The 25742-nt window shown below is 42.2% G+C and carries 26 protein-coding genes and 1 pseudogene; 7 read left to right on the top strand and 20 right to left on the bottom strand.

Annotated features, from left to right (window positions below; translation table 11 throughout):
- Positions 1-76: 76 nt before the first annotated feature.
- Together Xhom_RS14490 and glyA are read right to left on the bottom strand one after the other, a co-directional pair.
- Complete coding sequence (locus Xhom_RS14490; RefSeq protein ID WP_069315065.1) at positions 77-1312, bottom strand: 3-phenylpropionate MFS transporter; 1236 nt, start codon at positions 1310-1312, stop codon at positions 77-79.
- 132 nt (positions 1313-1444) lie between these two features.
- Positions 1445-2698, bottom strand: coding sequence for a serine hydroxymethyltransferase (gene glyA, locus Xhom_RS14495; protein WP_069315064.1), 1254 nt, complete (start codon positions 2696-2698; stop codon positions 1445-1447).
- A gap of 356 nt (positions 2699-3054) precedes the next feature.
- Here glyA and hmpA point away from each other — a divergent pair, with 356 nt between their 5' ends.
- Positions 3055-4245: an NO-inducible flavohemoprotein gene (gene hmpA, locus Xhom_RS14500; RefSeq protein WP_069315063.1), complete on the top strand. Its 1191-nt coding sequence runs from the start codon at positions 3055-3057 to the stop codon at positions 4243-4245.
- Between the two features lie 145 nt (positions 4246-4390).
- Here hmpA and glnB read toward each other — a convergent pair whose 3' ends face one another.
- The 6 genes from glnB to purL form a co-directional block, all read right to left on the bottom strand.
- Positions 4391-4729: a nitrogen regulatory protein P-II gene (gene glnB / locus Xhom_RS14505; protein WP_069315062.1), complete on the bottom strand. Its 339-nt coding sequence runs from the start codon at positions 4727-4729 to the stop codon at positions 4391-4393.
- Between the two features lie 15 nt (positions 4730-4744).
- Complete coding sequence (locus Xhom_RS14510; RefSeq protein WP_069315061.1) at positions 4745-6367, bottom strand: NAD+ synthase; 1623 nt, start codon at positions 6365-6367, stop codon at positions 4745-4747.
- A 204-nt stretch (positions 6368-6571) separates the two neighbouring features.
- A complete protein-coding gene (glrR, locus tag Xhom_RS14515) occupies positions 6572-7909 on the bottom strand; it encodes a two-component system response regulator GlrR (RefSeq protein ID WP_069315060.1) in 1338 nt (445 codons plus the stop codon).
- Between the two features lie 2 nt (positions 7910-7911).
- Positions 7912-8802, bottom strand: a complete 891-nt coding sequence (qseG, locus tag Xhom_RS14520) for a two-component system QseEF-associated lipoprotein QseG (RefSeq protein ID WP_069315059.1) — start codon at positions 8800-8802, stop codon at positions 7912-7914.
- A 5-nt stretch (positions 8803-8807) separates the two neighbouring features.
- Positions 8808-10247 carry a sensor histidine kinase gene (locus Xhom_RS14525; protein ID WP_069318371.1) on the bottom strand — a complete coding sequence of 480 codons (1440 nt, stop codon included), beginning with the start codon at positions 10245-10247 and terminating at the stop codon, positions 8808-8810.
- Between the two features lie 732 nt (positions 10248-10979).
- Entirely contained in the window at positions 10980-14882 is a 3903-nt protein-coding gene (purL, locus tag Xhom_RS14530) for a phosphoribosylformylglycinamidine synthase (RefSeq protein WP_069315058.1), read from the bottom strand.
- A 267-nt stretch (positions 14883-15149) separates the two neighbouring features.
- Here purL and mltF point away from each other — a divergent pair, with 267 nt between their 5' ends.
- Positions 15150-16703: a membrane-bound lytic murein transglycosylase MltF gene (gene mltF / locus Xhom_RS14535; RefSeq protein WP_069315057.1), complete on the top strand. Its 1554-nt coding sequence runs from the start codon at positions 15150-15152 to the stop codon at positions 16701-16703.
- 4 nt (positions 16704-16707) lie between these two features.
- On the opposite strand, the gene tadA is transcribed toward mltF, so the two are convergent.
- Both tadA and Xhom_RS14545 read right to left on the bottom strand, forming a co-directional pair.
- Complete coding sequence (gene tadA, locus Xhom_RS14540) at positions 16708-17211, bottom strand: tRNA adenosine(34) deaminase TadA (RefSeq protein ID WP_211287894.1); 504 nt, start codon at positions 17209-17211, stop codon at positions 16708-16710.
- Between the two features lie 82 nt (positions 17212-17293).
- Positions 17294-17947, bottom strand: a complete 654-nt coding sequence (locus tag Xhom_RS14545) for an HD domain-containing protein (protein ID WP_069315055.1) — start codon at positions 17945-17947, stop codon at positions 17294-17296.
- 169 nt (positions 17948-18116) lie between these two features.
- Between Xhom_RS14545 and fos the strand changes: the two genes are divergently transcribed.
- Positions 18117-18515, top strand: coding sequence for a fosfomycin resistance glutathione transferase (fos, locus tag Xhom_RS14550; RefSeq protein WP_069315054.1), 399 nt, complete (start codon positions 18117-18119; stop codon positions 18513-18515).
- A gap of 10 nt (positions 18516-18525) precedes the next feature.
- On the opposite strand, the gene Xhom_RS14555 is transcribed toward fos, so the two are convergent.
- Both Xhom_RS14555 and Xhom_RS14560 read right to left on the bottom strand, forming a co-directional pair.
- On the bottom strand, positions 18526-19428 hold the full coding sequence (locus Xhom_RS14555) for a DNA-3-methyladenine glycosylase family protein (protein WP_084022930.1): 903 nt from the start codon (positions 19426-19428) through the stop codon (positions 18526-18528).
- 127 nt (positions 19429-19555) lie between these two features.
- Positions 19556-20203, bottom strand: a complete 648-nt coding sequence (locus Xhom_RS14560) for a hypothetical protein (RefSeq protein WP_069315052.1) — start codon at positions 20201-20203, stop codon at positions 19556-19558.
- Positions 20204-21023: 820 nt separating this feature from the next.
- On the opposite strand from Xhom_RS14560, the gene Xhom_RS14565 reads away from it, so the two are divergent.
- A complete protein-coding gene (locus Xhom_RS14565) occupies positions 21024-21389 on the top strand; it encodes a LecA/PA-IL family lectin (RefSeq protein ID WP_069315051.1) in 366 nt (121 codons plus the stop codon).
- 122 nt (positions 21390-21511) lie between these two features.
- On the opposite strand, the gene Xhom_RS14570 is transcribed toward Xhom_RS14565, so the two are convergent.
- Positions 21512-21982, bottom strand: a complete 471-nt coding sequence (locus Xhom_RS14570; RefSeq protein ID WP_084022927.1) for a tail fiber assembly protein — start codon at positions 21980-21982, stop codon at positions 21512-21514.
- Positions 21934-22072: pseudogene (locus Xhom_RS14575) on the bottom strand (IS701 family transposase); the annotation flags it as partial. The gene Xhom_RS14570 and the pseudogene Xhom_RS14575, both read right to left, overlap by 49 nt.
- A gap of 53 nt (positions 22073-22125) precedes the next feature.
- Here Xhom_RS14575 and Xhom_RS14580 point away from each other — a divergent pair.
- The 3 genes from Xhom_RS14580 (at position 22126) to Xhom_RS14585 (ending at position 22941) form a co-directional block, all read left to right on the top strand.
- Positions 22126-22425, top strand: a complete 300-nt coding sequence (locus Xhom_RS14580; protein ID WP_069315049.1) for a hypothetical protein — start codon at positions 22126-22128, stop codon at positions 22423-22425.
- Positions 22320-22577, top strand: a complete 258-nt coding sequence (locus tag Xhom_RS45875) for a DUF5990 family protein (RefSeq protein ID WP_418384818.1) — start codon at positions 22320-22322, stop codon at positions 22575-22577. Before Xhom_RS14580 ends, Xhom_RS45875 begins: the two co-directional genes overlap by 106 nt.
- A 169-nt stretch (positions 22578-22746) precedes the next feature.
- Complete coding sequence (locus Xhom_RS14585; protein ID WP_069315048.1) at positions 22747-22941, top strand: hypothetical protein; 195 nt, start codon at positions 22747-22749, stop codon at positions 22939-22941.
- A 112-nt stretch (positions 22942-23053) separates the two neighbouring features.
- Here the strand turns inward: Xhom_RS14585 and Xhom_RS14590 are convergent, their stop codons facing one another.
- The 6 genes from Xhom_RS14590 to Xhom_RS14615 form a co-directional block, all read right to left on the bottom strand.
- A complete protein-coding gene (locus Xhom_RS14590) occupies positions 23054-23800 on the bottom strand; it encodes a Thoeris anti-defense Tad2 family protein (RefSeq protein ID WP_069315047.1) in 747 nt (248 codons plus the stop codon).
- Between the two features lie 262 nt (positions 23801-24062).
- Entirely contained in the window at positions 24063-24263 is a 201-nt protein-coding gene (locus Xhom_RS36635) for a hypothetical protein (RefSeq protein WP_069315046.1), read from the bottom strand.
- Positions 24264-24309: 46 nt separating this feature from the next.
- Positions 24310-24507 (bottom strand): type II toxin-antitoxin system HicA family toxin, encoded by a 198-nt coding sequence (locus Xhom_RS14600; protein ID WP_047963020.1) that lies wholly within the window; start codon positions 24505-24507, stop codon positions 24310-24312.
- Positions 24507-24749 carry a DUF1902 domain-containing protein gene (locus tag Xhom_RS14605; protein ID WP_069315045.1) on the bottom strand — a complete coding sequence of 81 codons (243 nt, stop codon included), beginning with the start codon at positions 24747-24749 and terminating at the stop codon, positions 24507-24509. The genes Xhom_RS14600 and Xhom_RS14605 overlap by 1 nt, the downstream gene beginning before the upstream one ends.
- A 96-nt stretch (positions 24750-24845) precedes the next feature.
- A complete protein-coding gene (locus Xhom_RS14610; RefSeq protein ID WP_069315044.1) occupies positions 24846-25292 on the bottom strand; it encodes a hypothetical protein in 447 nt (148 codons plus the stop codon).
- A gap of 10 nt (positions 25293-25302) precedes the next feature.
- Positions 25303-25521, bottom strand: coding sequence for a hypothetical protein (locus Xhom_RS14615; RefSeq protein WP_069315043.1), 219 nt, complete (start codon positions 25519-25521; stop codon positions 25303-25305).
- Positions 25522-25742 lie beyond the last annotated feature (221 nt).

The raw sequence follows: 25742 nt of genomic DNA on the forward strand, positions 1-25742 counted from the left end.
GAGCAAGAATGCTTTTTTAAGCAAAAATGTTTCAGGGCACCTCCTGGGTGCCCTTTTTTATTGCCATGATTTTTAATCAGTGAACATGAGCTTCCACTTTCGGCCGCAGAAATAGTGCAGGTAATGCAACCAATGCCATAATCCAAAAGATGCCGTTCCCCATACTTTCATACATGAAACCAGCAATTATGCTCATGACTGCTATACCGCCTCCCATCGCCAAAGCAGAATAAGTCGCCTGCAATCGGATGATTTCATTTTCTTTTCTGGCACCAATAAAACGCATCGCTGCCAAATGACAAACGGTAAAGGTACCGCAATGCAAAATTTGAATAAGAATTAGCGCTGCTAATTCAGTAGAGGTTCCCATTAACCCCCAGCGAATGACACCACAAATACCCGACAACAATAACAGATTACGCGCGCTCCAACGACGAAACAGTTGGTTACTGAAAGTAAAGACAACAACTTCTGCCACAACACCTAATGACCAAAGATAACCAATGGTTGATGAAGAATAACCCGCATTCTCCCAATAAATAGAACCGAAGCTGTAATAACCAGCATGTGCTGCCTGTAATAGCGTTACACACACTAAAAATTGCCATACAGGCTTTTCAGACAAAAGTTCTTTAAAAGAGATCGTATTAGTATTTGCAACTTTGATTTTACCTACTGGCATAATCGAGGGTTTCAACATCATTCCCAGTAACATGACCGTAATGCTAAAAATCAAAAAGACGAGAATGATATGGTGTGTTCCAAATAAATCACTGCCAATCCAACTATTCAGACTGTCAAATGACAAATTCCATCCAAAATTGAGACTGCTGATTGAGAAGCTTATTCCATCGGCAGACATTAATATGCCCGTTAGCGAAGAACTAATAATAAAAGCAATCGATCCCCAAACCCTGACTTTGCCATAATCAAACGTAAATTGTTTTTGCCATGTTCCAGCCAGTGCATCGGATAAAGGTACCAATGGTGAAAAAAATAAATTGAAACCTATCATGACTAAGAAAAGCCATGCCCAATGGCTACCAAATACAAAACTGATAGCAAAAATCAATGTCAACAGGGAAAGAAGCCGCAACGCTTTAATTAATTTTGAAGGATCTTTTACCGTAGGAGAGATAATTAAACTGCCGATAAAACGGGAAACTAATCCTGCTCCAAGCAATATTCCTATCATTGAAGGTTCGATGCCTTCACCTTTCAACCAAACAGACCAAAAAGGTAAAAATATGCCAAAAGAGAAAAAATATGTGAAATAACCTAATCCTAACCAAAATGTTGATGGAACAACCATCCAAATGCCCCCATTTTTTCAAATGCAAAAAAACCCGCTCAAAACTAACGTTATGAGTCGGGCTTTAATATTATCGACAGAACTATTTGATGATACTGATCTCGATAGTTCTAATCGATATTTTGTTATAATTTATGCGTAAACCGGATATCTTGCACAGATCGCCAATACTTTCTGTTTAACGCTTTCAATCGTCGCTTCATCATTGATGTTATCTAACACATCACAAATCCAGCCAGCCAGTTCACGGGTTTCTGCATCTTGAAAACCACGACGCGTAATAGCTGGTGTTCCGATACGGATGCCAGAAGTAACAAATGGGCTACGAGGATCGTTAGGTACGCTATTTTTGTTAACGGTAATATTGGCACGCCCTAATGCAGCATCAGCTTCTTTACCCGTAATGTCTTTATCCACCAGATCCAACAAAAACAGATGGTTTTCAGTTTCCCCGGAAACAACTTTATAACCGCGTTGCAGGAACACATCTACCATCACTTTTGCATTCTGAGCGACTTGCTGCTGATAGATTTTAAATTCAGGCTCCATCGCTTCTTTCAGAGCAACAGCCTTACCCGCAATCACATGCATCAATGGGCCACCCTGACTGCCAGGGAAAACAGAAGAATTCAGTTTCTTATACAGTTCTTCATCGCCGCCTTTCGCCAGAATCAAGCCACCGCGTGGCCCCGCCAGTGTTTTGTGAGTCGTTGTTGTAACAACGTGTGCGTGAGGAACTGGATTTGGATAAACGCCCGCAGCAATCAAACCAGCGACGTGAGCCATATCAACAAACAGGTAAGCACCGATTTCATCGGCAATCTCACGCATCCTTGCCCAATCAACAACACCCGAATAGGCAGAGAAACCACCGATAATCATTTTTGGCTTATGTTTTTGTGCCTGGGAACGGATATCGTCGTAATCAATTTTACCGCTTTCATCAATGCCATAAGGCACGATGTTATAAAGTTTACCGGAGAAATTCACTGGAGAGCCGTGAGTCAGATGGCCCCCGTGAGCTAGATTCATCCCTAAAACAGTATCGCCGGGGTTCAGCAGAGTCATGTACACCGCAGCATTTGCCTGAGAACCAGAATGTGGCTGGACGTTAGCATAATCTGCACCAAACAGCTCTTTCGCACGGTCAATCGCGAGTTGTTCAACCACATCGACGTATTCACAACCGCCGTAGTAGCGTTTACCCGGATAGCCTTCCGCATACTTATTAGTGAGCTGAGACCCTTGAGCCTGCATAACTCTTGGGCTGGTGTAGTTTTCAGAAGCAATCAATTCAATGTGTTCTTCCTGACGACAGACTTCTTGTTCCATCGCTTGCCACAGTTCGGGATCGTAATTCGCAATATTCATTTCACGCTTTAACATTTGGTTCTCCTGACTCAGCTACGTCTCTAAAAAATACCCATGAGGGCCAGAATGCCACACAGTGTAAACTCTTTTTATCAAATGAGATAGTCTTGACAAGCCATTTTACGCAAACGATTGCTCTCGCATTAACTGCGCAATGGAAGCTGAGTAATTGATTGTAGTGTTAGCGATTTTAGATTTATTAATGATATTTGTGATCTTAGTCGAGATCTGCCTAACTATAAATTCTGATTCTTTGATTTAAATCAAGATCATTCTCTTTTCTCAATTTAATGTATTCCCAAACACAATAAGATGCATTTAAAATGCAACTTATAAAGTTCGGCATCATTTGAGAAATTCAGGAGTTATTCATGCTAGATAATCAGGTTATTACAACCATAAAATCCACCATTCCACTCATTGTCTCTACAGGTCCAAAATTAACTGCGCATTTTTACGAGCGAATGTTTAAGCATAACCCTGAATTAAAAGATATTTTTAATATGAGTAATCAAATCAATGGTGATCAGCGTGAAGCGCTTTTCAATGCTCTTTGCGCTTATGCTGCCAATATCGATAATCTATCTGCCTTATTACCGGCTGTAGAAAAAATTGCTCATAAACACACTAGCCTCAACATTCAACCCGAACATTACCAAATTGTGGGCACGCACTTACTGGCAACGATTGATGAAATGTTTCATCCTGGTGATGAAGTTCTCAGCGCTTGGGGGAAAGCTTACAATGTGCTGGCCGATGTCTTTATCAATCGGGAAGAAGAAATATATCAAAATGGTGAATTTCTAGAAGGCGGTTGGCGTGGGCTACGCCAGTTCCGGGTCAATCGGAAGCAGCAACAAAGTGATGTAATTACCAGCTTTGAATTTGTTCCCGTAGATGGTGGCAAGATAATGGACTATAAACCGGGGCAATATTTAGGAATTTATTTGGATGATCCGGCATTTGAAAACCGCGAAATTCGTCAATATTCACTGACCGCAGCCCCAAATGGCACCAGTTACCAAATTGCCATTAAACGTGAGTATCTGGGTAAAGTTTCAAACCACATGCACGATAACGTGCAAGAAGGAGATATCGTCATGCTGGCAGCGCCACGCGGTGATTTTTTCCTCGATACCTTGAATGATACGCCCGTTACGCTGATCTCTGCTGGCGTTGGTTTGACCCCGATGATGAGTATGCTTCAACATCTGCATAGTCAGCATCATACCAGCCCGGTGAATTGGTTCCACGCTGCAGAACATGGCAGTTATCATGCCTTCGCAGACAAAGTCAATGAAGTATCCCGCTCCATGCCTAATTTGTATTCACAGGTTTGGTATCGCGAGCCAAGAGATGTAGACCAAAAAGGTACACATTACCAACACTCCGGACTTATGGATCTCTCTCTCGTAAAAGATTCGATAATGATTGAAGGGATGCAATTCTATTTCTGCGGACCTGTGGCTTTCATGCAATATATTGCCAAACAGCTTCTGGAGATGGGAGTTGATGAACAGCACATCCATTATGAATGTTTTGGCCCACATAAAGTGATTTAACAGTGTCAGTTGTATAGCGCCTGATAAAAAACTTAATTGATAACAGTAACAAAGCCAGACCACCCTTGCATTTCATAACCATGCAAGGGTGGTCTGGCTACTCATATTTCTGTTATCAGAAAAATGAAGGGGATCGACGTTTTGACTAAATAGCTTCTTCGTCCTGCTCACCAGTACGGATACGTACAACACGGTCAACATCAAAAACAAAAATTTTACCATCACCGATTTTGCCGGTTTGGGCAATCTGCATGATCGTCTCGACGCAGGTATCAGCAATATCATCTGGTACGACAATCTCTATTTTTACCTTCGGCAGAAAATCGACCATATATTCTGCACCGCGATACAGCTCCGTATGCCCTTTCTGACGACCAAACCCTTTCACTTCAGTCACTGTCATACCAGTGATACCCACTTCAGCCAGAGCTTCACGCACATCATCCAGCTTAAAAGGTTTGATAATTGCATCAATCTTTTTCATGAAGTTTTCCTGTTATTACCAGTTTTTACGCCCGAACCCGGAAGTAATCGGGTAGCGCCGGTCTTTACCAAAATCACGCTGCGTAATACGTGGGCCGATAGGTGCCTGACGGCGTTTATATTCATTGACATCAACCAACCGGATCACCTTGCGAACAATGGCTTCGTCAAAACCTTCAGCAACCAAGTCAGCCACTGATTTGTCTTTTTCAACATATCCCTCAAGAATAGCATCCAGCATGTCATACGGAGGTAAGCTGTCCTGATCCAGTTGATCCGGAGCCAATTCAGCAGACGGCGGACGATCAATCACACGCTGAGGAATAGCAAGGGATACTGTATTACGGTATTTAGACAATGCAAATACCATAGTTTTAGGGACATCTTTCAAAGCATTAAAGCCCCCCGCCATATCGCCATACAACGTCGAGTATCCTACGGCTGATTCACTCTTATTGCTGGTCGTCAACACTAAGCGGCGGCGCTTGTTGGACATCGCCATCAAAATGACCGCACGGCAACGTGCCTGTAAATTCTCTTCTGTCGTATCTTTTTCTGTTCCTGCGAACATCGGTTCAAGTTGTGTCATAAACGCATCAAACATCGGTTCAATGGATACCACATCAAATTCAACACCCAGCAATTCCGCCTGTTCTCTGGCATCGTGGATACTCATTTCGGAAGTATAACGGAATGGCATCATGATCGCCTGTACATGGTCTTTACCCAACGCGTCCACCGCAATCGCCAGTGTCAAACCTGAATCAATACCGCCAGATAAGCCAAGTAATATGCCTTTAAAGCCATTTTTCTGTACATAATCACGAACTGAAAGCACCAGTGCCTTGTAGATTTGCGCCAACGGCGACAATTGAGGAATAGGCTCCGCCATCAACTCAATATTCATATCATTGAAACGGCACTGCTCAATTTGTTCCTCAAAAGCAGCCATGCGATGAGTAATTTCACCATTTGCAGCAAATACTTTTGAACAACCATCGAATATAAGCTGATCTTGCCCGCCAACCTGATTGAGATAGATGATGGGCAGTTGGGTACGCTGACAATGGGATTTAATTAATGCACTGCGAATATTTGGTTTTTCATGGTTATAAGGAGAAGCGTTAATCGACAGAATAATTTCGGCTCCGGCCTGTTTCAGAGTGTCAATGGGCGCATCAAACCACAAGTCTTCACATATTAATAAACCGAGATTATACCCCTTAAATGGTATAACGCAGCTTTGGTCGCCTGCCTTGAAATAACGCTTTTCATCAAAGACGCCATAATTAGGCAATAATTGTTTGAAATAGCGGGCAACAACTTCACCTTGCCAAAACAAGGAAAGTGCATTGTAGAGCTTACCGTCCTGTTGCCACGGATGTCCTACCAGAATGCCGATCTGAGAACTGGCCTCTTGCAAACGTACTAACTGTTCACGGCAACGTAGCTGTAAGTCAGAACGGAACAAGAGATCTTCGGGAAAATAACCAGACAGTGCCAATTCAGAAAACATCACTAGATCAGCACCTTTTTCTTGCTGTTCTTTTACTGTCTGCAATATCCTTTCACAGTTTCCTTCGATGTCTCCCACCAGCCAATTTAACTGGGCAAGACCGATATTAAGAGTACGACTCATAAAATGCGGCTCTCCTGGGCCATAATTCATCTTTCCGTCTTACTGGATCTCAATAAGACAAGCCTTAATAAGGCAAGCCTTAACAAAACAAGCTTTAGCAAGACAATTCATTTATGTTCCCTTCATCTTTCAAGTTGCAACTTGAAATCTATTGGGTATCTCCAATTTCTATTCAGTGTAAGAATTTCTGAAGTAGCAGGAAAGTTATTCCTTAAAATCATTAGCATCCAGCTCATGACGAGCCAGTAGTTTATAAAACTCGGTCCGGTTACGCCCTGCCATGCGGGCCGCATGCGTCACATTACCTTTGGTCATTTGCAGCAGTTTACGTAGGTAATTCAGTTCAAATTGCCCACGGGCTTCTACAAATGTCGGCAATGCCGTATTTTCTCCTTCCAACGCCTGCATAACCAAGGCATCACTAATGACTGGAGCCGTCGTCAGTGCCACACATTGTTCGATGACATTGACCAATTGACGAACGTTACCCGGCCAGCTTGCTGCCATCAGGCATTTCATCGCATTGGTGGAAAAACTACGAACAAAAGGTTTATGGCGCTTGGCAGATTCACGCAACAGATGATTTGCCAATAAAGGAATATCTTCCGCACGCTCATTCAGGGCAGGAATTTTCAGGTTAACGACATTCAAGCGGTAATAGAGGTCTTCACGAAACTGACCACGCTGCATTGCTTTTGGCAAATCGCAGTGAGTTGCAGAAATAATTCTGACATTAATGTCTATATCACGGTTGCTTCCCAAGGGGCGCACCTTACGCTCCTGCAACACTCTCAATAGCTTCACTTGCAGTGCTAACGGCATATCACCGATCTCATCAAGGAACAATGTTCCTCCCTGAGCCGCCAAAAATAGCCCTTCTCGGCTACTGACCGCCCCAGTAAATGCACCTTTGGCATGACCGAATAGTTCAGATTCGAGCAATTGTTCAGGTAAGGCTCCGCAGTTAATCGCGATAAAAGGTTTTTTCGCCCGGGGACTGACCCGATGAATAGCTTGAGCCAACACTTCTTTACCGGTTCCACTCTGTCCATTAATCAGCACACTGACATCTGATTGAGCGACCATCTTTGCTTGCTCTAATAAACGCAGCATCAGGGGGCTACGGGTGACAATTTGCTCACTCCATTGCCCATCTATAGCTGGTGTCGACAGTGCTAATGCATCACCAATAGCCTTATATAATGCATCGCGGTCCACAGGTTTGGTCAGGAAGCTAAATACACCTTGTTGCGTTGCAGCCACAGCATCGGGAATAGAGCCATGCGCAGTCAGAATAATCACTGGCATACCAGGATGTTGTTTTTGGATTTCCGCAAACAGTGCCATACCATCCATTTCATCCATGCGTAAATCACTGATCACTAGCTCTACTTTTTCTTTTGCCAGTATACGTAACGCTTCATGGCCACTCTCTGCGGTCGTGACTCGAAACCCTTCGCTGGTCAAACGCATTCCCAATAGTTTTAGTAAACCAGGGTCATCATCAACCAAAAGAAGATGGGCAGGGCTGCGCACTGTCATTGTTATTTGGCTCCTTTTTCTTCTGGGGAAGTCGCTTTTGTTTGTGTTTCCGGCTGCGTTGCCGATTTATCTTCCGGCTCTAATTGATTGGATAAAGTATCCCTTTTACGGGGTGAGCTATCTGTGCCATCCACATTCCCTGTTTCACCGGAAGTGACAACATTGCTTTGATCTTGCTTGCGAGAGGAAAGTTGGCGTTCAATATCAGTTAGATTTTCTAATTTACGAGATATTGAACGAAGTTCATTTTCTAAATGTGTTCGTGTTTCTTTCAAGCGGTCAATTTTGCTATCGCTATCAAACTGGAATCGCTGGAACCTCATTTTTTCTTCGGCAAGATTAATTTTCAGATATTGCTGCTCACGCCATAATTGTAATAATGGCCGCAAAACTACAGGAAATTGAACACCATACCGATTAAGATTTTCGACAATTTTACGACGTTCAGCCAATGAAGGAGTGGATTTGTTAATCAGAATGCTCTGTTTGAATACTTGTTCCCAATCAGTCAAACTGAAACGTTTCGCTACTTCACGAGCTTCCGACGGAGGCAGTCGATCGGTACAATCCATAAATCTCAGCCAATAAAGCCCGTTTTCCATTGCCGTTAATTTTGTTATATCCCAAATTGAGTCACAATTCTTAAGGCGATAATCCGTGACCTGATGCTCTGGCAGAATAGACTGCGCTATCGAAACTAAATTATCTGCCCCGGTAGTTTTAGCACACCCTACCAGCAAATAAGGAACGAACAATAGCAACACAGCACGGAAACTCAGGGTTGAAACCCTTGCCATAATGGGCTGCTTAACAGCAGATTTTTTGATTGGTTTAGTCACAATATCTTGCTGTTTCATCTCCATCATAAAGTGGTAAGTAAACCTGTTATACATATTATTTAATCATTCTTTGCGGTTAATGGCAGTTCAATTCGAAAACATACATCAGCAAATTCAGATTCTATCAGATGAATCACTCCTCCCATCTGTTTAATACAATCTTGAGCAATACTCAAGCCAAGTCCACTACCTTTAACTGCACCTTTTCGTTGAAGTTTTCCTTGGTAAAATGGCTCGAAAATCATGCTTTTTTCTAATTCAGGAATAGGCGTTCCTGTATTGGCAATATCAATCTGAAGATTTTTCCCCATTTGCCGACTGGAAATCCAAATGTTACCGGATTCAGCTCCATAGTGCACTGCATTGGAGTAGAGATTATCAATCACCTTCATTAATAAGTTGGGTTCCGCCCAGCAATAATCTATATCCAGCTGAATGTTTGTATAAATATTTTTCGTTCGTGCAGGCAGTTGATGTGATAATACAACACCACCAACAAGTTCTCTTAAAGATACACTCTGATGCTCAGCAGGGCCATCTGCCAATTTACGGTTATATTCGAGTAGTTGTTCGATAAGCTGCTGTAAATGCCTACTGCTGCTATCCAAAATACTCACGACCTCTTTTTGATCTGCGGTCAGTGGCCCGGCAATCTCATCAGCCAGTAATTCTGTCCCTTCACGCATACTTGCCAGAGGTGTCTTCAATTCGTGGGAGATATGACGTAAAAATTCATGGCGCTGCGATTCAAGCCAAGACAGGCGTTCGCTCAGCCAAATAATACGCTGTGCCAACGAGCGTAATTCCCGGGGACCTTTAAAGGATTCGATCTGATTTTCCAACGATAGTCCTTTTCCCAGTCGATTGATCATCCGTTCGATACCTTTCACAGGCCCGATGATCATACGCGTAAACAGGGTGACCAAAAATGCACTTAACAGGAATAAAATAAGGCTTTGCCAACCAAAAAAACGCCCCTTATCTGCAATATCTTTTTGTAACTGTTCACCACGACTGAAAATGATGTTGCGAGTTTCCTGTACTAAATGGTTATTGGCAGTGGAGAATTGTTCAAGCAGTTTATTGGTAGCTGGTTCAGGGGCACCATTACTACAGGAAATTTTGGTCAACCCTGGCAGTAACTCATTGAGTTTTTTTGTATACACTGTATTTGCCAACATGGTTATCTGCTTACCAAGCATATTCGTGTACTGAAGATATTGGCGTTGATAGAGTTTTTCCAGCCGTATATCCCCTAATACACAATATTGGCGATAACTACGCTCCATCTCAAGTGCAACACCTATCATCGCTTCGCTCCGACGGACATCCGCCAAGGTTGAACGATTAATTTCAGCCGCTTGAGTACTGAGTTGATCGAGGCTTTTATAGGCTTGATAGGCCAAAACCAATAGTGGCAATAATACCAACCAGAAAGCCATTAAAACTAATTGACGCAATGAACGCGGAAATAAACGCCATTTTTTCAAAGAAATCATCTCATAACCTACAATAACATTGTTGCTTATCAACATAAGGCATAGAAAAAAGTCTGCCAAATGATGAATTCTAAAGTTACTTTTTGTCTTTTTTTGAACTGGTTGAAAATTGTTGGCTATTGCAAGCGATGAGCATACATGAACACGATGGGCAGGATTTACCTGTAATAATGATGGCGGGATAGCAGCTTTATTACCATCCCGCCAGTGAGGAGCCGCCATGCCATTTGATAAATAAATTAAGCATGTAGGTGGTGCCTCACTCCACGTGTCGCCCTTTGCTTGATAAGGCCCGAAAGCGAGTATCATTAAGTTGGACGGTAGGCACCTTACTTCGGCGTCATTCTGGGCTTATGTGGCATGTTTCCACCTGATTGTGGGCCGACATAAAAAATTGAATGAGCAACTGCTTTATATTATGCACATTACATGCCAACTTGTAAAATAATTTATACTACATTGATTTTATTGATAATTTATAAGATACCGAATTCACTGGTGTTTTTTAGTCATATTTTTTAACGACGGATATGAATTTTTGTCTCCTATTTATGACACCTAACCACACCTATAAATTTTCATATTAATATCAACCAATTAAATGTCTCTTATTTGAGACATCCAATAAGGCCATTGTCGCTATATAGAGACACGTTCATTAATGCACTAAAAATAAAGGCTCTGATGAATTTTCAGGGCCTTTACAAAGAAAGAATAGAACAACTAGGTAAATTAGCCTAACTGTCTGCGTGCATTACGGAAAATACGCATCCAAGGACTATCTTCACCCCATTCTTTAGGATGCCAGGAATTGCTGACCGTGCGGAATACTCTTTCAGGATGAGGCATCATGACCGTCACCCGTCCATCTAAGTTAGTCACTGAGGTAATGCCATTCACAGAACCATTTGGGTTTGCCGGATAATTTTCTGTTACCAAACCGCGGTTATCTACAAAACGCATTGCAACTTGCTGATTTTTTTCAAGCTCAATTAAGTTCTGGCTATTTCTGAATTCAACCTGACCTTCACCATGAGCAACCGCGATCGGTAAGCGGGAACCTGCCATATCTTTCAAGAATAGTGAAGGGCTATCAGCCACTTCCACTAAGCTAAAACGTGCTTCATAGCGTTCGGAGCGGTTACGGACAAACCGTGGCCAATGTTCTGTTCCCGGAATCAGCTCATGCAGATTAGACATCATCTGACAACCGTTACATACGCCAAGCGCTAAAGTATCCGGCCCTGCGAAAAAGTTCGCAAAATCATCACGTACACGAGAATTGAACAGAATAGATTTCGCCCAACCTTCACCCGCACCGAGCACATCCCCATAGGAGAAACCACCACATGCCACTAATGTTTGGAATTGCTCCAGTGTTACCCGGCCACTCAATAAATCGCTCATGTGAACATCCACGGCTTCAAAACCTGCCCGATGGAATGCTGCCGCCATCTCAACATGAGAGTTAACGCCTTGTTCACGTAGTACAGCAACACGCGGACGCACTTGTTTCGAAATGTAACAAGCTGCAATATCTTCGGCGGGATCAAATGATAACTTCACGTTTAAACCGGGATCATTCACATCCTGTTTTGCCTGATGCTCTTGATCAGCACATTCAGGGTTATCACGCAGACGTTGCATTTGCCATGTAGTTTCCGCCCACCATAAGCGCAATGTGCTGCGATTTTGGCGGTAAACTTCCATATTGCCACTGGAAATAACGAAATCATTACCGACTTGAGCTTGCCCCAAATAGTGCACACATTCACTCAAGCCATTATCTGCCAGCAGATTTTCAACCTGCTCTCGGTCAGTTGCACGAATTTGGATCACTGCTCCTAATTCTTCGCTGAATAGAGCCGCCAAAATATCTTCATCAAATACACTGATATCGGCCTGTAATCCACAATGTCCCGCAAAAGCCATTTCAGCCAAGGTCACGAGTAATCCACCATCAGATCGGTCATGATAAGCCAGTAATTTTTGTTCTGAAATTAATCGCTGAATCGCATTAAAGAAACCTGCAAGCTGTTCAACATTGCGAACATCGGCAGTTTTATCACCAAGCTGACGATAAACCTGAGCCAAGGCGGTTCCTCCCAGCGCATTCTGCCCTTGCCCCAGATCGATCAACAGTAAGGCATTGCCTTCTTCGGTAGACAATTCTGGTGTGACTGTGCGACGCACATCTTCCACCCGGGCAAACGCACTGATCACCAATGAAAGCGGTGAAGTCATTTCACGCTCTTCCCCGTTTTGGTGCCAACGGGTTTTCATTGACATTGAATCCTTGCCGACCGGAATGGTCAATCCCAGCGCCGGGCACAATTCTTCACCCACTGCCTTCACTGCTGCATATAAACCAGCATCTTCACCTGCATGACCGGATGCCGACATCCAGTTAGCCGATAGTTTCACTCGTTTCAGATCCTGCACATAAGCAGAGGCGATATTGGTCAGAGCTTCCCCAACTGCCATACGTGACGATGCCGCAAAATCCAGTAATGCAATCGGTGCTCGCTCCCCGATTGACATGGCTTCACCATAATAGCTGTCCAAACTGGCGGTAGTGACAGCACAATCCGCGACTGGAATCTGCCACGGGCCAACCATTTGATCACGGGCAACCATGCCTGTTATGGAGCGGTCTCCAATCGTAATCAGGAATGTTTTTTCTGCAACAGCCGGTAAATGCAGAACACGTTTTACTGCATCTGCAAGCTCAATGCCCTTACGCTCCAGATGCTGCCCCTGCGCTTTCAGTCGTTGCACATTTTTCAGCATCTTTGGCGTATTACCAAGTAAGACATCCAATGGTAGGTCAATTGGCTGGTTATCGAAATGATCGTCGTTCAGCAGCAAATGCCGCTCTTCCGTTGCTTCACCAATTACAGCGTAGGGAGCACGTTCACGGCGGCACATTTCCTCAAACAGAGGAAGCTGCTCTGGTGCCACAGCCAGAACATAACGCTCCTGAGATTCATTGCACCATACCTGCAACGGACTCATCCCCAGCTCATCATTGAGAATGTTACGTAACTCAAAACGCCCACCCCGTCCACCATCACTGACTAACTCTGGCATGGCATTTGATAAACCACCAGCGCCTACGTCATGGATGAACAGAATCGGGTTTTTATCTCCCAATTGCCAGCAGCTATCGATAACTTCCTGACAACGACGCTCCATCTCTGCATTGTCACGTTGCACAGATGCAAAATCCAAATCAGCGTCAGATTGACCTGATGTCATGGAAGATGCCGCCCCGCCGCCTAAACCGATATTCATGCTTGGCCCACCCAGCACAATTAATTTTGCACCGACTGGGATATCGCCTTTCTGAACGTGATCTTCGCGAATATTCCCGATCCCACCCGCCAACATGATGGGCTTATGGTAACCTCGCAATTCTGTACCATTATGGGAGCAAACCTTTTCTTCATAGGTTCTGAAGTAACCCAACAATGCCGGACGCCCAAATTCATTGTTAAACGCCGCGCCGCCCAAAGGGCCTTCCAGCATAATATCCAACGCACTGACAATCCGCTCAGGCTTACCGAAATCCTCTTCCCACGGTTGTTCAAATCCCGGAATTTTCAAGTTTGAAACCGAAAAACCGACCAATCCTGCTTTGGGTTTGGCTCCCCGCCCGGTTGCACCCTCATCACGAATTTCGCCTCCCGAGCCAGTCGCGGCACCGGGCCAAGGCGAAATTGCCGTTGGATGATTATGCGTTTCAACTTTCATTAAAATATGGGCGGGTTCTTGGTGGTAATCATAAACACCGAAATCAGGATCAGGGAAAAAACGCCCGACATGAGAACCCTCCATCACTGCAGCATTATCTTTATAAGCAGACAGTACATACTCTGGCGTTTGTTCAAATGTATTTTTAATCATTTTGAACAAAGAGTTGGGTTGTTCCTGTCCATCAATAACCCAATCGGCATTGAAGATTTTGTGGCGACAATGCTCAGAATTAGCCTGTGCAAACATATAAAGTTCAATATCAGTTGGATTGCGTTCCAACGTCTGGAACGCTCTCATCAGATAATCAATTTCGTCTGCGGCCAAAGCCAATCCCAACTCAACGTTGGCAGATTCCAGCGCCGCACGACCTGATTGTAAAATATCAATTTGCTTCAAAGGGGCAGGTTGCTGGTGAGAAAACAGAGCGTTAGCTTGTTCAAACTCAGTGAACACACTTTCCATCATGCGATCATGCAATAACGCCGATAATGCTTGCCATTGCTCATCATTCATCCCGACACTATTTATCCTGGAATACTGAATATAATAAGCAATTCCCCTTTCTAAACGGACAATTTGGTTTAGCCCGCAGTTATGGACAATTTCTGTCGCTTTCGATGACCAAGGAGATATGGTGCCCGGACGAGGCGTAACTAACAGTAGTTGACCTTTAGGCTCATGTTCAGCCAAAGAGGGGCCATATTTTAATAATCGACTTAATTTTTCCCGTTCATCCCCCATTATTGGAGCGTTAATCTCTGCAAAATGCACATATTCTGCATAAATTTCTGTCACGGGAAGACGCTGTTCTTGGCACAGGGAAAGGAGCTTAGTAATACGAAACGCTGATAAAGCGGGCGAGCCACGCAGAATTTCCATAATTGTAGGTTCTCTCATCTTAGAAGCAAAGCCTGACTGATGCCTCAGGGGGAAACGCCTGACATTATAGAGGAATGTTCGCTCCGACGAAACCGTTTGCGTGTCTATTTATCAACCAAGCAATACACTCAACGGTGTTCCTTAATTAACTTAATAGACTTGCACATCCCAATTTTGTTAAGCAAAATTCCCGATTACTGGAAATTTAACCATGCTATTATCTTACGTTTCACTCGGAGCCTAATTGCGCTAAAAAGAGATAATTTTTTGATTAATATAAAGATAAATTATTTTGTTATCGTTATTATCGCGCTCCTTTCTGCTGCCATCATTGGCCTCAACATTAATTGGCCCAACAAACAGCAGGAGCAGATAAACAAGATCCTGACAAGAGGGGAACTTCGGGTTAGCACTATCAGCTCTCCTCTGATTTCTCTTAACCATAAGAATGAACCGATAGGATTCGACTATGAACTAGCCAAACGATTTGCTGATTACTTGGGTGTTAAACTTGTGATTAAGTTTCGTTCCAACATTAATCAGCTCTTTGAAGACTTGGAAAACGATAAAGCTGATTTTTTGGCCGCAGGTCTCCTCTATAATCAGGAAAGACTCGATCAAACACGCACAGGCCCTGCCTATTATTCAGTCTTACAACAACTGGTTTACCGTAAGGGGGCGATACGCCCACGCTCATTTAATGACGTAAAAAGCAAGCTCGTCATCATGGCAGGTTCAGCACATGCAAGCGAACTGAGGAAATTGAAAGAGAAGTCTTACCCTGATTTAACTTGGGAAGAAACACCAGACGGAAACATACAAAACCTACTCGAACAGCTATCCGAAGGAAAAATCGACTATACTATCAGCGATTCTATCAGCTTAGCCCTTCAACAGCGTATTCATCCCAATTTGGCTGTTGCTTTTGATGTCGGTGAAGAACGTCCGCTGACTTGGTACTTGAAGCGCAATGGCGATTACAGCCTCTATTCCGCTACGCTAGATTTTTTTAGTGATCTGGCTGAAAACGGTATCATGTCAAGGCTGCAAGAAAAATACTTCAGCCATATCGGTTCATTCGACTACTTTGATACCCTCACATTTATCCGTGCCATCAATAAAATCTTGCCAACATATCAGCCCATTTTTGAAAAATACGCGGGCTCTATTGATTGGAGATTAGTGGCATCCATTGCATGGCAAGAGTCACATTGGGATCCGCAGGCAACATCACCCACTGGGGTTCGTGGTTTAATGATGCTTACTCGTCCAACAGCAGAATGGGCTGGGATCAAGGATAGGCTAGATCCTGAAGAGAGTGTAAAAGGTGGAATGGCTTATCTGCACCATCTCATGGATCGTTTCCCAAAAACGATTCCCGACGATGAACGTATCTGGTTTGCTCTCGCCTCTTATAATATGGGATATGGACATGTTCTTGATGCCCAGAAATTAACTACCGAGCAAAAAGGTAATTCTGAAAGCTGGTTGGATGTTAAAACGCGTCTTTCTCTGCTGAGCAAGAAAAAATACTATACCAATACAACCTATGGTTATGCCCGGGGCTATGAAGCTTACCGCTATGTTGAAAATATTCGGCGTTATTACCTGAGCTTAGAAGGCTATCTACAGGCCAAAGCTAACCGCGAAAAAGCAGAAGAACATGAAACCACCGCGAATAAAACTACGATCAGCAATAAAACTACGGACAGCGAAATTCAAGATGAAAGTAAACAAATAACAGATACCAACACCGAATCTCATGAAAAGACGCCGGAAGAAAAAACACCGGCGCAATCTGAAAAAACACTTAATCCATGAATGGCTATAGCATTGCCTGCTGTTTCAATTTCTTCAATGCCTTATGCTGCTCCCTACGTTGTTTAAAAAAATAACTCAACATAGTGGAGCACTCTTCCGCCAGTACACCGCCAGTAATTTCAATTTGATGATTCATGCCCGGGTGGCGCAATATATCAATCAATGACCCCGCCGCTCCTGTTTTCATGTCGCTGGCACCATAAACCAGCCGCTGTATCCGGCTATGTACCATCGCTCCTGCGCACATAACACAGGGTTCCAACGTGACATACAGTGTCGTATTCAGCAAACGATAATTCTGTAATCGGAGGCCCCCCTGACGCAAAACAATAATTTCCGCATGGGCCGTGGGATCATGATTGGTAATCGGATGATTAAACCCTTCAGCAATTATTTTATTATCTGCCACCAATACAGCACCCACCGGAATCTCACCTTGTGTTTGTGCCTGCATTGCCAAGTAGATTGCCCGACGCATCCAATATTCATCACTATAGAGTTCGGTCACTGTATATATTTCTGTCACTACATGTTCTCTTACTTATAAAAATCTCGCTAATTATACCCAACATCAATATTGTTCACTCGTCTCAATTTACTGATTCAAACTGTATTTCATCAAGAAAAGCATCAAGAAACTGTTTCATGCGCTCTGTTCTTTCACGGGCTATTTTCTTGCCCGAATCAGTCTGAAAACCAGCTTCTATCTTAAATAGCTTGGTATAAAAATGATCGACCGTATAGGCTTTATCATCATATTCGCGCTGTGTTGCCAACGGGTCATTGAAATCATACAACGCGGAACCCATGCGGCCTGAGGTATAAAAACAGCGCCCAACACCAATCATGCCAATGGAATCCAATCGATCTGCATCTTGTACAATTTGGGCTTCCAATGTTCTCGGCGTTAATCCGGCGGAGAAACTATGTGCTTCAATCGCGTGATAGACGGCAGCGATATCCTTTTCACTCCATCCTAACTCTTCCAATATTAATGTCGCTTTTTCTGCTGCCATGCGCGAAGCAAAAGGTCGACTTGGCGAATTCTTTTCAACATTCACACAATCGTGCAATAAAACAGCCGCTAACACTAATCGTAAATCGCCGGATTCCGCCTCACAAATGTGTTTAGCATTTCGCCATACTCGATGGAGATGGGCAACATCATGAGCTCCATCATCACCTTCTATTGCCACAGGTAAAAGTTGTTGAGCTAAAGCTTCAAACGGTGAAAAAGATAACATAACTAAAAATTCCTCAATGAATGGAAAACTAGACTTAACAAAAATATATCACCGATATTCAGTCTATCATTTGCACAACATTTGCGTGTCAAACAACCTTCTCCTAATATGTGCGATATTTGATACCTAAAGAAATTTTCATCCATTTTAACTCTAAAGGGGTATTTCCATGCTGACGGGACTTAACCACTTAACATTAGCGACATCGAACCTTGAGCTCAGTCTGAATTTCTATATTAATCAACTTGGATTTACCCCACATGTTCGCTGGCAAAATGGAGCTTACTTGAGCCTGGGTGAATTATGGCTTTGTCTTTCTTGTGATGAAGCCAAACCCGCAAGGGATTATACCCACATAGCCTTTAGCATCGCGGCTGAGGATTTCCCTGCTTTCAAGGAAAAACTACTGTTTGTGGGTATACCGCAATGGAAAGAAAATCTCAGCGAAGGAGAATCTATTTACCTGCTTGATCCTGATGGACATCAACTTGAAATCCACGTCGGCTCTCTTGCTAGCCGTCTTGATACATTACGAAAAACGCCTTACCAAGAGTTAGTGTGGTATTGAACCCTGATTATCAATATCCACTACTGGACTGCTGCTGCCATAAATGTGCACCCACCAGTGCCTTCCAAGGTGAAAAATGCGCCAACCATGTTTCAGCTTGTTCAGCACTCACTTTATCTTCCTGCTTGAGCAAATATTGGAGATTGCGTCTGACAGCAACATCACCATGCAGTGAACCATTCAAATGATTAAATCCCCTCAGCAAGGCATAGTTGATTGTCCACATGCCGATTCCCTTGATAGCCAGTAAATTATCCACTAGCCTGTTAACTGCATCTTCTTCCTCTGGAATAGCTAATTCCAACTCACCAGAATCAATCAGCCGACTAACACTCAGCAAGGCATTCGCTTTCCCCACAGAAAAACCGCACTGGCGCAGATCATGTTCCGAACACTGTATTACTTGCTTATAGGTTGGATGACACAATAATTCAGAAGAATGTTGAATACCGATGGCTTGAATAAAGCGCCGACGGATGGATATTGCTGCACTTAAACTAATTTGCTGACCCATTATTGCCCAGCTTAATGCTTCAAAAGGTGTCGCTGATTGATAAATCCGTAAACCTTTTTGTCTGGTAATCAACTCTCCAATAACGGGATGGTCTTGATATATGGTTTCAAATTTTTCAACGGGTTGTTTCAACCCTAGCATATGTGAAACCAGATCCAATAACGCTTCATGTGAATAACGGGACTTATCACCATCAATATCAAGTTGTAGCTTAGCTCTGTTTTCTTCAATGGTTATCGTCAAAAGAGCCGGATTGTCGTGCCACATAATCCCCTTTTTAATTTGATTCTGCTGCACAATTTCAGAAATGCCCATTTCATCTCGTTGATGAAATGCCAAAAAGCCGCTCGTATGATAATTACTCGGTAACACAATTTCCGTCAAAGAACTCACTTTCATTACGAAAACTCCCAAGGCATACATAATTGGAATAGCTGTCTGATTGACTTCAAGTTGCAGCCAACAAAGGCACTACTTAAAAGATAGAGGATTATACTAACAGAACATTGATTGATAAAAAGGACATTTACCTCATTGGATTTTCAATTTTATATTTGGCTAATTCCTCATTCAGCTCTTGAATCTGATACTTTGATGGACTTAATACTAATAGATAAATACCAATTCCCATAAGAAAAACCATACTTAAAATAACCAGAAATAAATCTAAAGCTCCCCCAACCACATCACTCCAGCCATCGAATTGCAATAAAAACACAATCAATACAACAAATGCCAATGTAAAAAAGTACATTGAAAATATCTTTTCAAACCAATAAGTCATATAATAAAAAGGTTTAATATTTATCTGAACCACACCTGAATTTAAAACAGTATATGTCTTTAATTTTTTAAGGTTATCTATATATTCAGAACTCAACCCAGCTTGTTTTAGCTTGATAAATATTTGTCTGAATTTATCAGACTTTATTTTGGTAATATCAAACATGATTTCAGATACAATTTCGTATTTAATATAATCTTTATTGTTTTCGCTTAAGTAGCTATTGTACTGATTTAAATATTTAATATATTTTACTGCTCTCCGTTCTCTAAACATACTCACATCAGAATAAAGTTTCTTCAATACAGAGAGAATAATGCCAATAAAAGTCCCAATAGAACCCAAGACTTTCACTATGTCATTACCATGTTTTACTATGTACTCAATCATGTTTTTCTCTTAAAAAAGTTAAAACATACTTAAGTATATACCACAATAGTTCGACGTGGATTATCTAAATGGTTTATTATAATATCTGAGAAAATGTAACAAATACGATATTGGATTAACTTATTAATTTAAGTGATTTTTTTGCAAGAGACTGAAATGGCACTATTAATTACCAAACGCGGCATCAATTGTGATATGTGTGAACCATGTGATATAAGCAAGCAAAATCAATCAACTAAAATCATGTGTTATAGTTTGTGTTATGCGTTTCTGAGGCACTAAATTGATAGGATTGGGGCGAGTAACACAAAAAACATAAATAAATACTACTTTCATCTACTGAGTTTGTCCACTTGCTACCACCCCACCACCAGCTCACTGATTACATTGATGAGATATCGACCCCGCGACTACCTGAAAGAAAAGCGGGAAATTGTGGAGTGGGGGAAAGGCAAGCTACTATCACTACAGGGCAGAATTCTGCCCTATACGTAAGTGGGCTTTCAAATCCCATTTAGCATAACATATTTATTTTACTTAATTACTGTTCAGGACAGGAATTCCGGTTTTCTGACGGAAATAAGGGATATCAAGGGGTTGGGTTAAAGGGGATAATTGCCCCTTTAAATGCTAAACTTATCAGTCAGCCATAGGCAAATAGATTTTGTTAATGTTTCCCCAACCATTCCGTGCCATTCTAATCAGAAGTTCTCTCCAGTATTGATGAACCTTTTTATTGATGTTCACAGGTGGAGAAGTAGCCCACCTTCATAGACACTGATAAAGTCGCTTTCAAAACATAATGATTGGAGGTAATCCTATGTACAATTGGTCTGGAGCTGTGCCAGGAAAAGCCGAAAAAGGTCAACCTACAGGGCTTATTCTCAAAAAGGGAGATGTTATATCTATTGTTGCTAAGGGATGGGTGAAGTACGGACGTGGAGACAATCAATGGGCCGCACCTCAGAGTCAAATACCTGTAAAACCAAATCTATCATACGTCACACTCATTGCTAAAATCGGCGATAAAACCTATGAAATAGGAAATGGTGTGCTTCATAAAACGGTTCCTGTTGATGGAGAACTAATACTTTTATTCCTTGATGGCCAAGGTATGTATGGTGATAATTCAGGTGAATTTCACGTCGATGTCATAATAGAGTCTCGGTATTCCCCTCTAGAGTAAATAAATTAAAAACTGGGTGAACATATATTACCAATAAAATACAAACATTCTAATTGATACAATGCCAAGTGAAAAATCATATTATTTCACTTGGCACATAAGCCGGTCGCCCGGTTTTGTTCTTATTTGGGCACCTCCGGCCATGCGATATCCGGTGCAGTAGTGCAATCCACCCGATAGAGTTCTACCCGATATTTTCGCCAGGCCGTTAAGGCGGATTTCTCGGCACCGGTAGCGATACCTAAATCAACGGCATCCTGCCAGATATCAATTTTCTCTCTGGCTGTCCACAGGAATTGCCGTTTTTGTTGTTCGGCATCCTGAACCCGTAACTGCTGTACTTTCTGAACATCGGTTACCCACTGTTTACCGTCCCAGTTATCGAACGGGGTCTGTGGGGCTAAAAAGGTGAGTCCGATGGCGATGTCACCAATTTCAGTGATTTCTACCGGTTGACGGGTTTGGGTGCGATACGCCATTTTGCCGCGGTAATCAGGGACATATTCCCAGAATTTATCGTCAACGGTTCGGCAAATTGTCATATCCGGTACCAACTTTTCCATTGTCGCACTTCGTAATGATCCAGACCGCATTCCCCTTTCGATTTCCCAGCGATGTCCGGCCACCTGAACCAGCGTGTTGAGGTCGGCCTGGTCTTCGCGGGCATAGACGATATAGTAAGCACGACTGTAGTATTAGGTGATATAGTCGGCTGATTCGCTATTGGGTGTTTACCATGACAGAAAATAAACAAGTGGAAATCAATTTAAGAATATTGACTAGAAAAGCACCGGCTGTGCACCGCAATCGCCCAACATTGTTTGGCTTACAGGAAAAAGAAAAATTTTTGTTACACAGCGGGAAAGAGCTGAATGGTTTGCTTGCATTTGACACCAAAGTACGGATCAAAGATGTTGACGGCATGGCCAGATGTTTCGGCTCCCAGGTCCCCAGGTCCATGGTTCCGGAGCAACAAAACATTTGTACATCACCTGGCGCTTTGAAGATGGTGAACAAGAAATCATTAATCGTCTGAAAGTTGCATTGTTGATTTCCTGGCCGTTGGTTGAACAATCACTACGGCAAAATACCCCCTTGGTCACAGACGGGAGTGCACCCGAATGGGGTGTATTGAAGGACTGGCATGCTCTAGGTGTAGGTGAACACTGGGCAATGTTAAACAATTAAGCCCTGTGACTCATTAAGGTCATCAACAGGATGCCGAGCCTGACATCCTGCTTTACCTTGACTAAGCCAGAAGGCCCTGCAGACCGGCTAGCTTGCTACTTCCAGAAACTGGCAAAATTGTGCCACAGTAGGATTAGATTAGATTAAAATTTAATCACTAAGGTTTATCATGAACACTAACGCATATACCCTGATTGGGCGCGCTACCTGTCAGTTATTGGATAAAAACACACCGATATGTAACGAAACCATCGCCGAGGTTATATTTTGTATTTTTCATGCTGAATATTCAGGTGCCTACGATGAACAATGCGAGGCATTCAATGATGCCATGAAGTTATTGGTAAATAATCCAATAAAATAGTTGTAAGCTCATAGTTTACTGCTGGTAGATACAAAAAAACCGCACGAGGCGGTATATATGGAAAAGGCTACGCAATGCGCAGCCTTGAATTCAGTATATAGATTGGGATAATTTATTTATCAACCCAGTTAAGGCAGAAGAGCTTAATTTGACCAGTTTGTTGCATTTGTTGCAATAAAGCGCCTAACTTTTGTGCCTCAGAGTTTTGATACGAAAATTCGTAATCATAAGGTCCATCTCCCTCATGGTGACCTAGTTGTGCCTTTCCAAGATTATAAGACTCATTATTAACTATTACCCGAAGTTCTTTATTTTGGAAGAGGAACCCTACATTTTGGTAACTCTCCTTATCTTGTTTAGTAGATGTATTAATATAAAATGTATTACTTCTTTCACCCCAACTGAATGATGTTATTTCCGTAATATCTATCTCATTGTTTGGGCTAATATTTAAAGCGCCCATAGTACGCGGCCAGCCAACTAGTCTTTCTGATATATATCCCCAACCTACATTCCCAAAATAACTAGATATTTCAGTTCCTGACGTAAGGTCAAAAGACAACAGGCAGTCCATCAGGTTCCAATCACAAGCTAGCATATCTTTCTGTGTTGGCTGCCAGTGTGTTGAGTTACCTGAATTATACTTCTCAATATAGGGTGAATCATCAGGTACACCAGCAAGACGTGTATATTCAACAGGAAAATTCCAATTGCTACGATATACTTTCTTACCTAAATACACTTGAATCATTGCCCATGGGTATGAACCGACAGGTGCAACTGTATCATTAACTTTGACCTTATATTGCTCAGAGTCAAACGGACACTGTTTATTATCCAGCTTATTAATTTCAGACATAAATCCCTCACTTAATTATTTATTAATAAAGGTAATTTCACCCTACTGCTAAATTGCCAGTTAATATTACTTAGGTCGGATTTTTATCTCAATTTAATAACCATTAACAGAATTAATACGCATTAAAATAGGGTAGCGTATTATAAAATCTGTCTATTGGTCGAGTGCATGATTCAGTGAGTTGTATATTTGAAGTTTGGTACTGATAAAAAAACGCAGTTAAGTGGCGTTATGTGATTAATCAAATTTTACTATTTATTTACTATTTATCTTCCAGTGCCTTAATGATATCTGCATATTTAGTTTGAGTATGCAGCAAGGCTTTCCTGAACGCTTCGGAACGAGCATTAATAGAGTTAGTGGCATCAGCAGTGATTTTGCTAGATAGGACGTGTTCGCTGTCAATCATTTCATTCATTTGCGCCATACTTTCAGTAAGTCTGGAAAATAATTTATTGTCCATTGTTACCACCCCATCATGGTAATGCTCGCATGGCAAGCAACGAGCATTAGATTTTTTCTTTAATACCTGCCTGTTTCAGAATCGCATTAGCGGTATGCTTGGAGACTATTGTATATGGCACACTAAATGCTTTGTTGGTTATGTCGCTACGCCATATCTCATGGCTACCTTTGCCTTGTCTTACAAAATAACATCCGTGTGCCAATAGAATTTCTTTCAGTTGCGGATATAAGCCGGAACCCATCAGAGAGCTACTCTTGAATCAGATGATTGTTCTTGGACGAACTTAAGGCGGAAAACCTCAGAATGATCGCCAAGTCCATTAATCTCATAAAGCTCAGGCGCTATTTCCCAAACTTTTTCTGTCAGTTCATCGTAAGTTTTAGCTTCTGTAACCAACCCAAGTTCATCACATTCAGCAATCCACATGTCATCATGGATAACATTTACAACAAAAGCTTCAATTCTTGTTATAACCACTCCCATGTTTACCTCTCTGTATCCTGAGTTAAGTTACTTCAATTTTAGCACTCATTGGTTATAAAAACATCGAAATTAAAGCCATCCGTGGCTTACCGGAAATTAACTCGGCTTATTCGTGCTATCACCACCAGACTTAACGCCACCATGAACATGAGTTGAGAGGTTGATACCATTCCCCGTAACTTCACCCTTGGCATCAATAGAACCACCGAACTTAGCATCACCACCATGACTACCACCGCCCTGAGTTACAGCGCCGTTCAATATAATAACGGGGGCATTTACAGTATAGGAGGTGTTTGCCGTTACTTCGACTTGAGGTGCGTTAACGTTAATCTTATTCGGTGATACAATATTTATCTGATTGTCAGTAAACTCAACATATTGGGTTGGCTCAGAGTTCAATACACCGCCAAGATAGATGGCATCTGAATAGTTATGTGTTCGCCCAGTGCCGGGCATAGCAGATTTTTTAGTTACCTTTACTGTGCTTATATCCTGATCACACACCGCAATTAACCCAATATCGCCCGGAACAGGATTCATAATGATTGCGCTATTGCCACGCTGTAATCTCCAAACAGGAATTTCCAACTACGAAATTTTCGTAGTTTATATTTTCGCCAATCTCATCATTCACCCGAACGTGAAAGTCAGAGGGTCGTACTGGTTTTTCTCCCGCTTCTACACGAGCTGGATTGATAATGTCATTTAAGAAGTCAATACTTGACATAGTGACAACGACTGACTGATTTGCTAAATTTATATCCAACATATTTGTTTTCTCCTTTCAATAGGACGCCAAAAGCCAGTAGCGAAATACTGGCTTTTTTATTTGGTTTAATTGTGAAAAAAACATGCAAAAATGACCGATGAAAAATAATTGCATAGGTTAATTACGTGGTTTTAGATTATGGGGTGAGTAAAGGTTAGTGTTTCTGCTTAAGTCATAGAATTATTAATCTGCATTATAATTTATATATGAAAATATAATGA

The sequence above is a fragment of the Xenorhabdus hominickii genome (assembly GCF_002632725.1).
GTDB lineage: Bacteria > Pseudomonadota > Gammaproteobacteria > Enterobacterales > Enterobacteriaceae > Xenorhabdus > Xenorhabdus hominickii.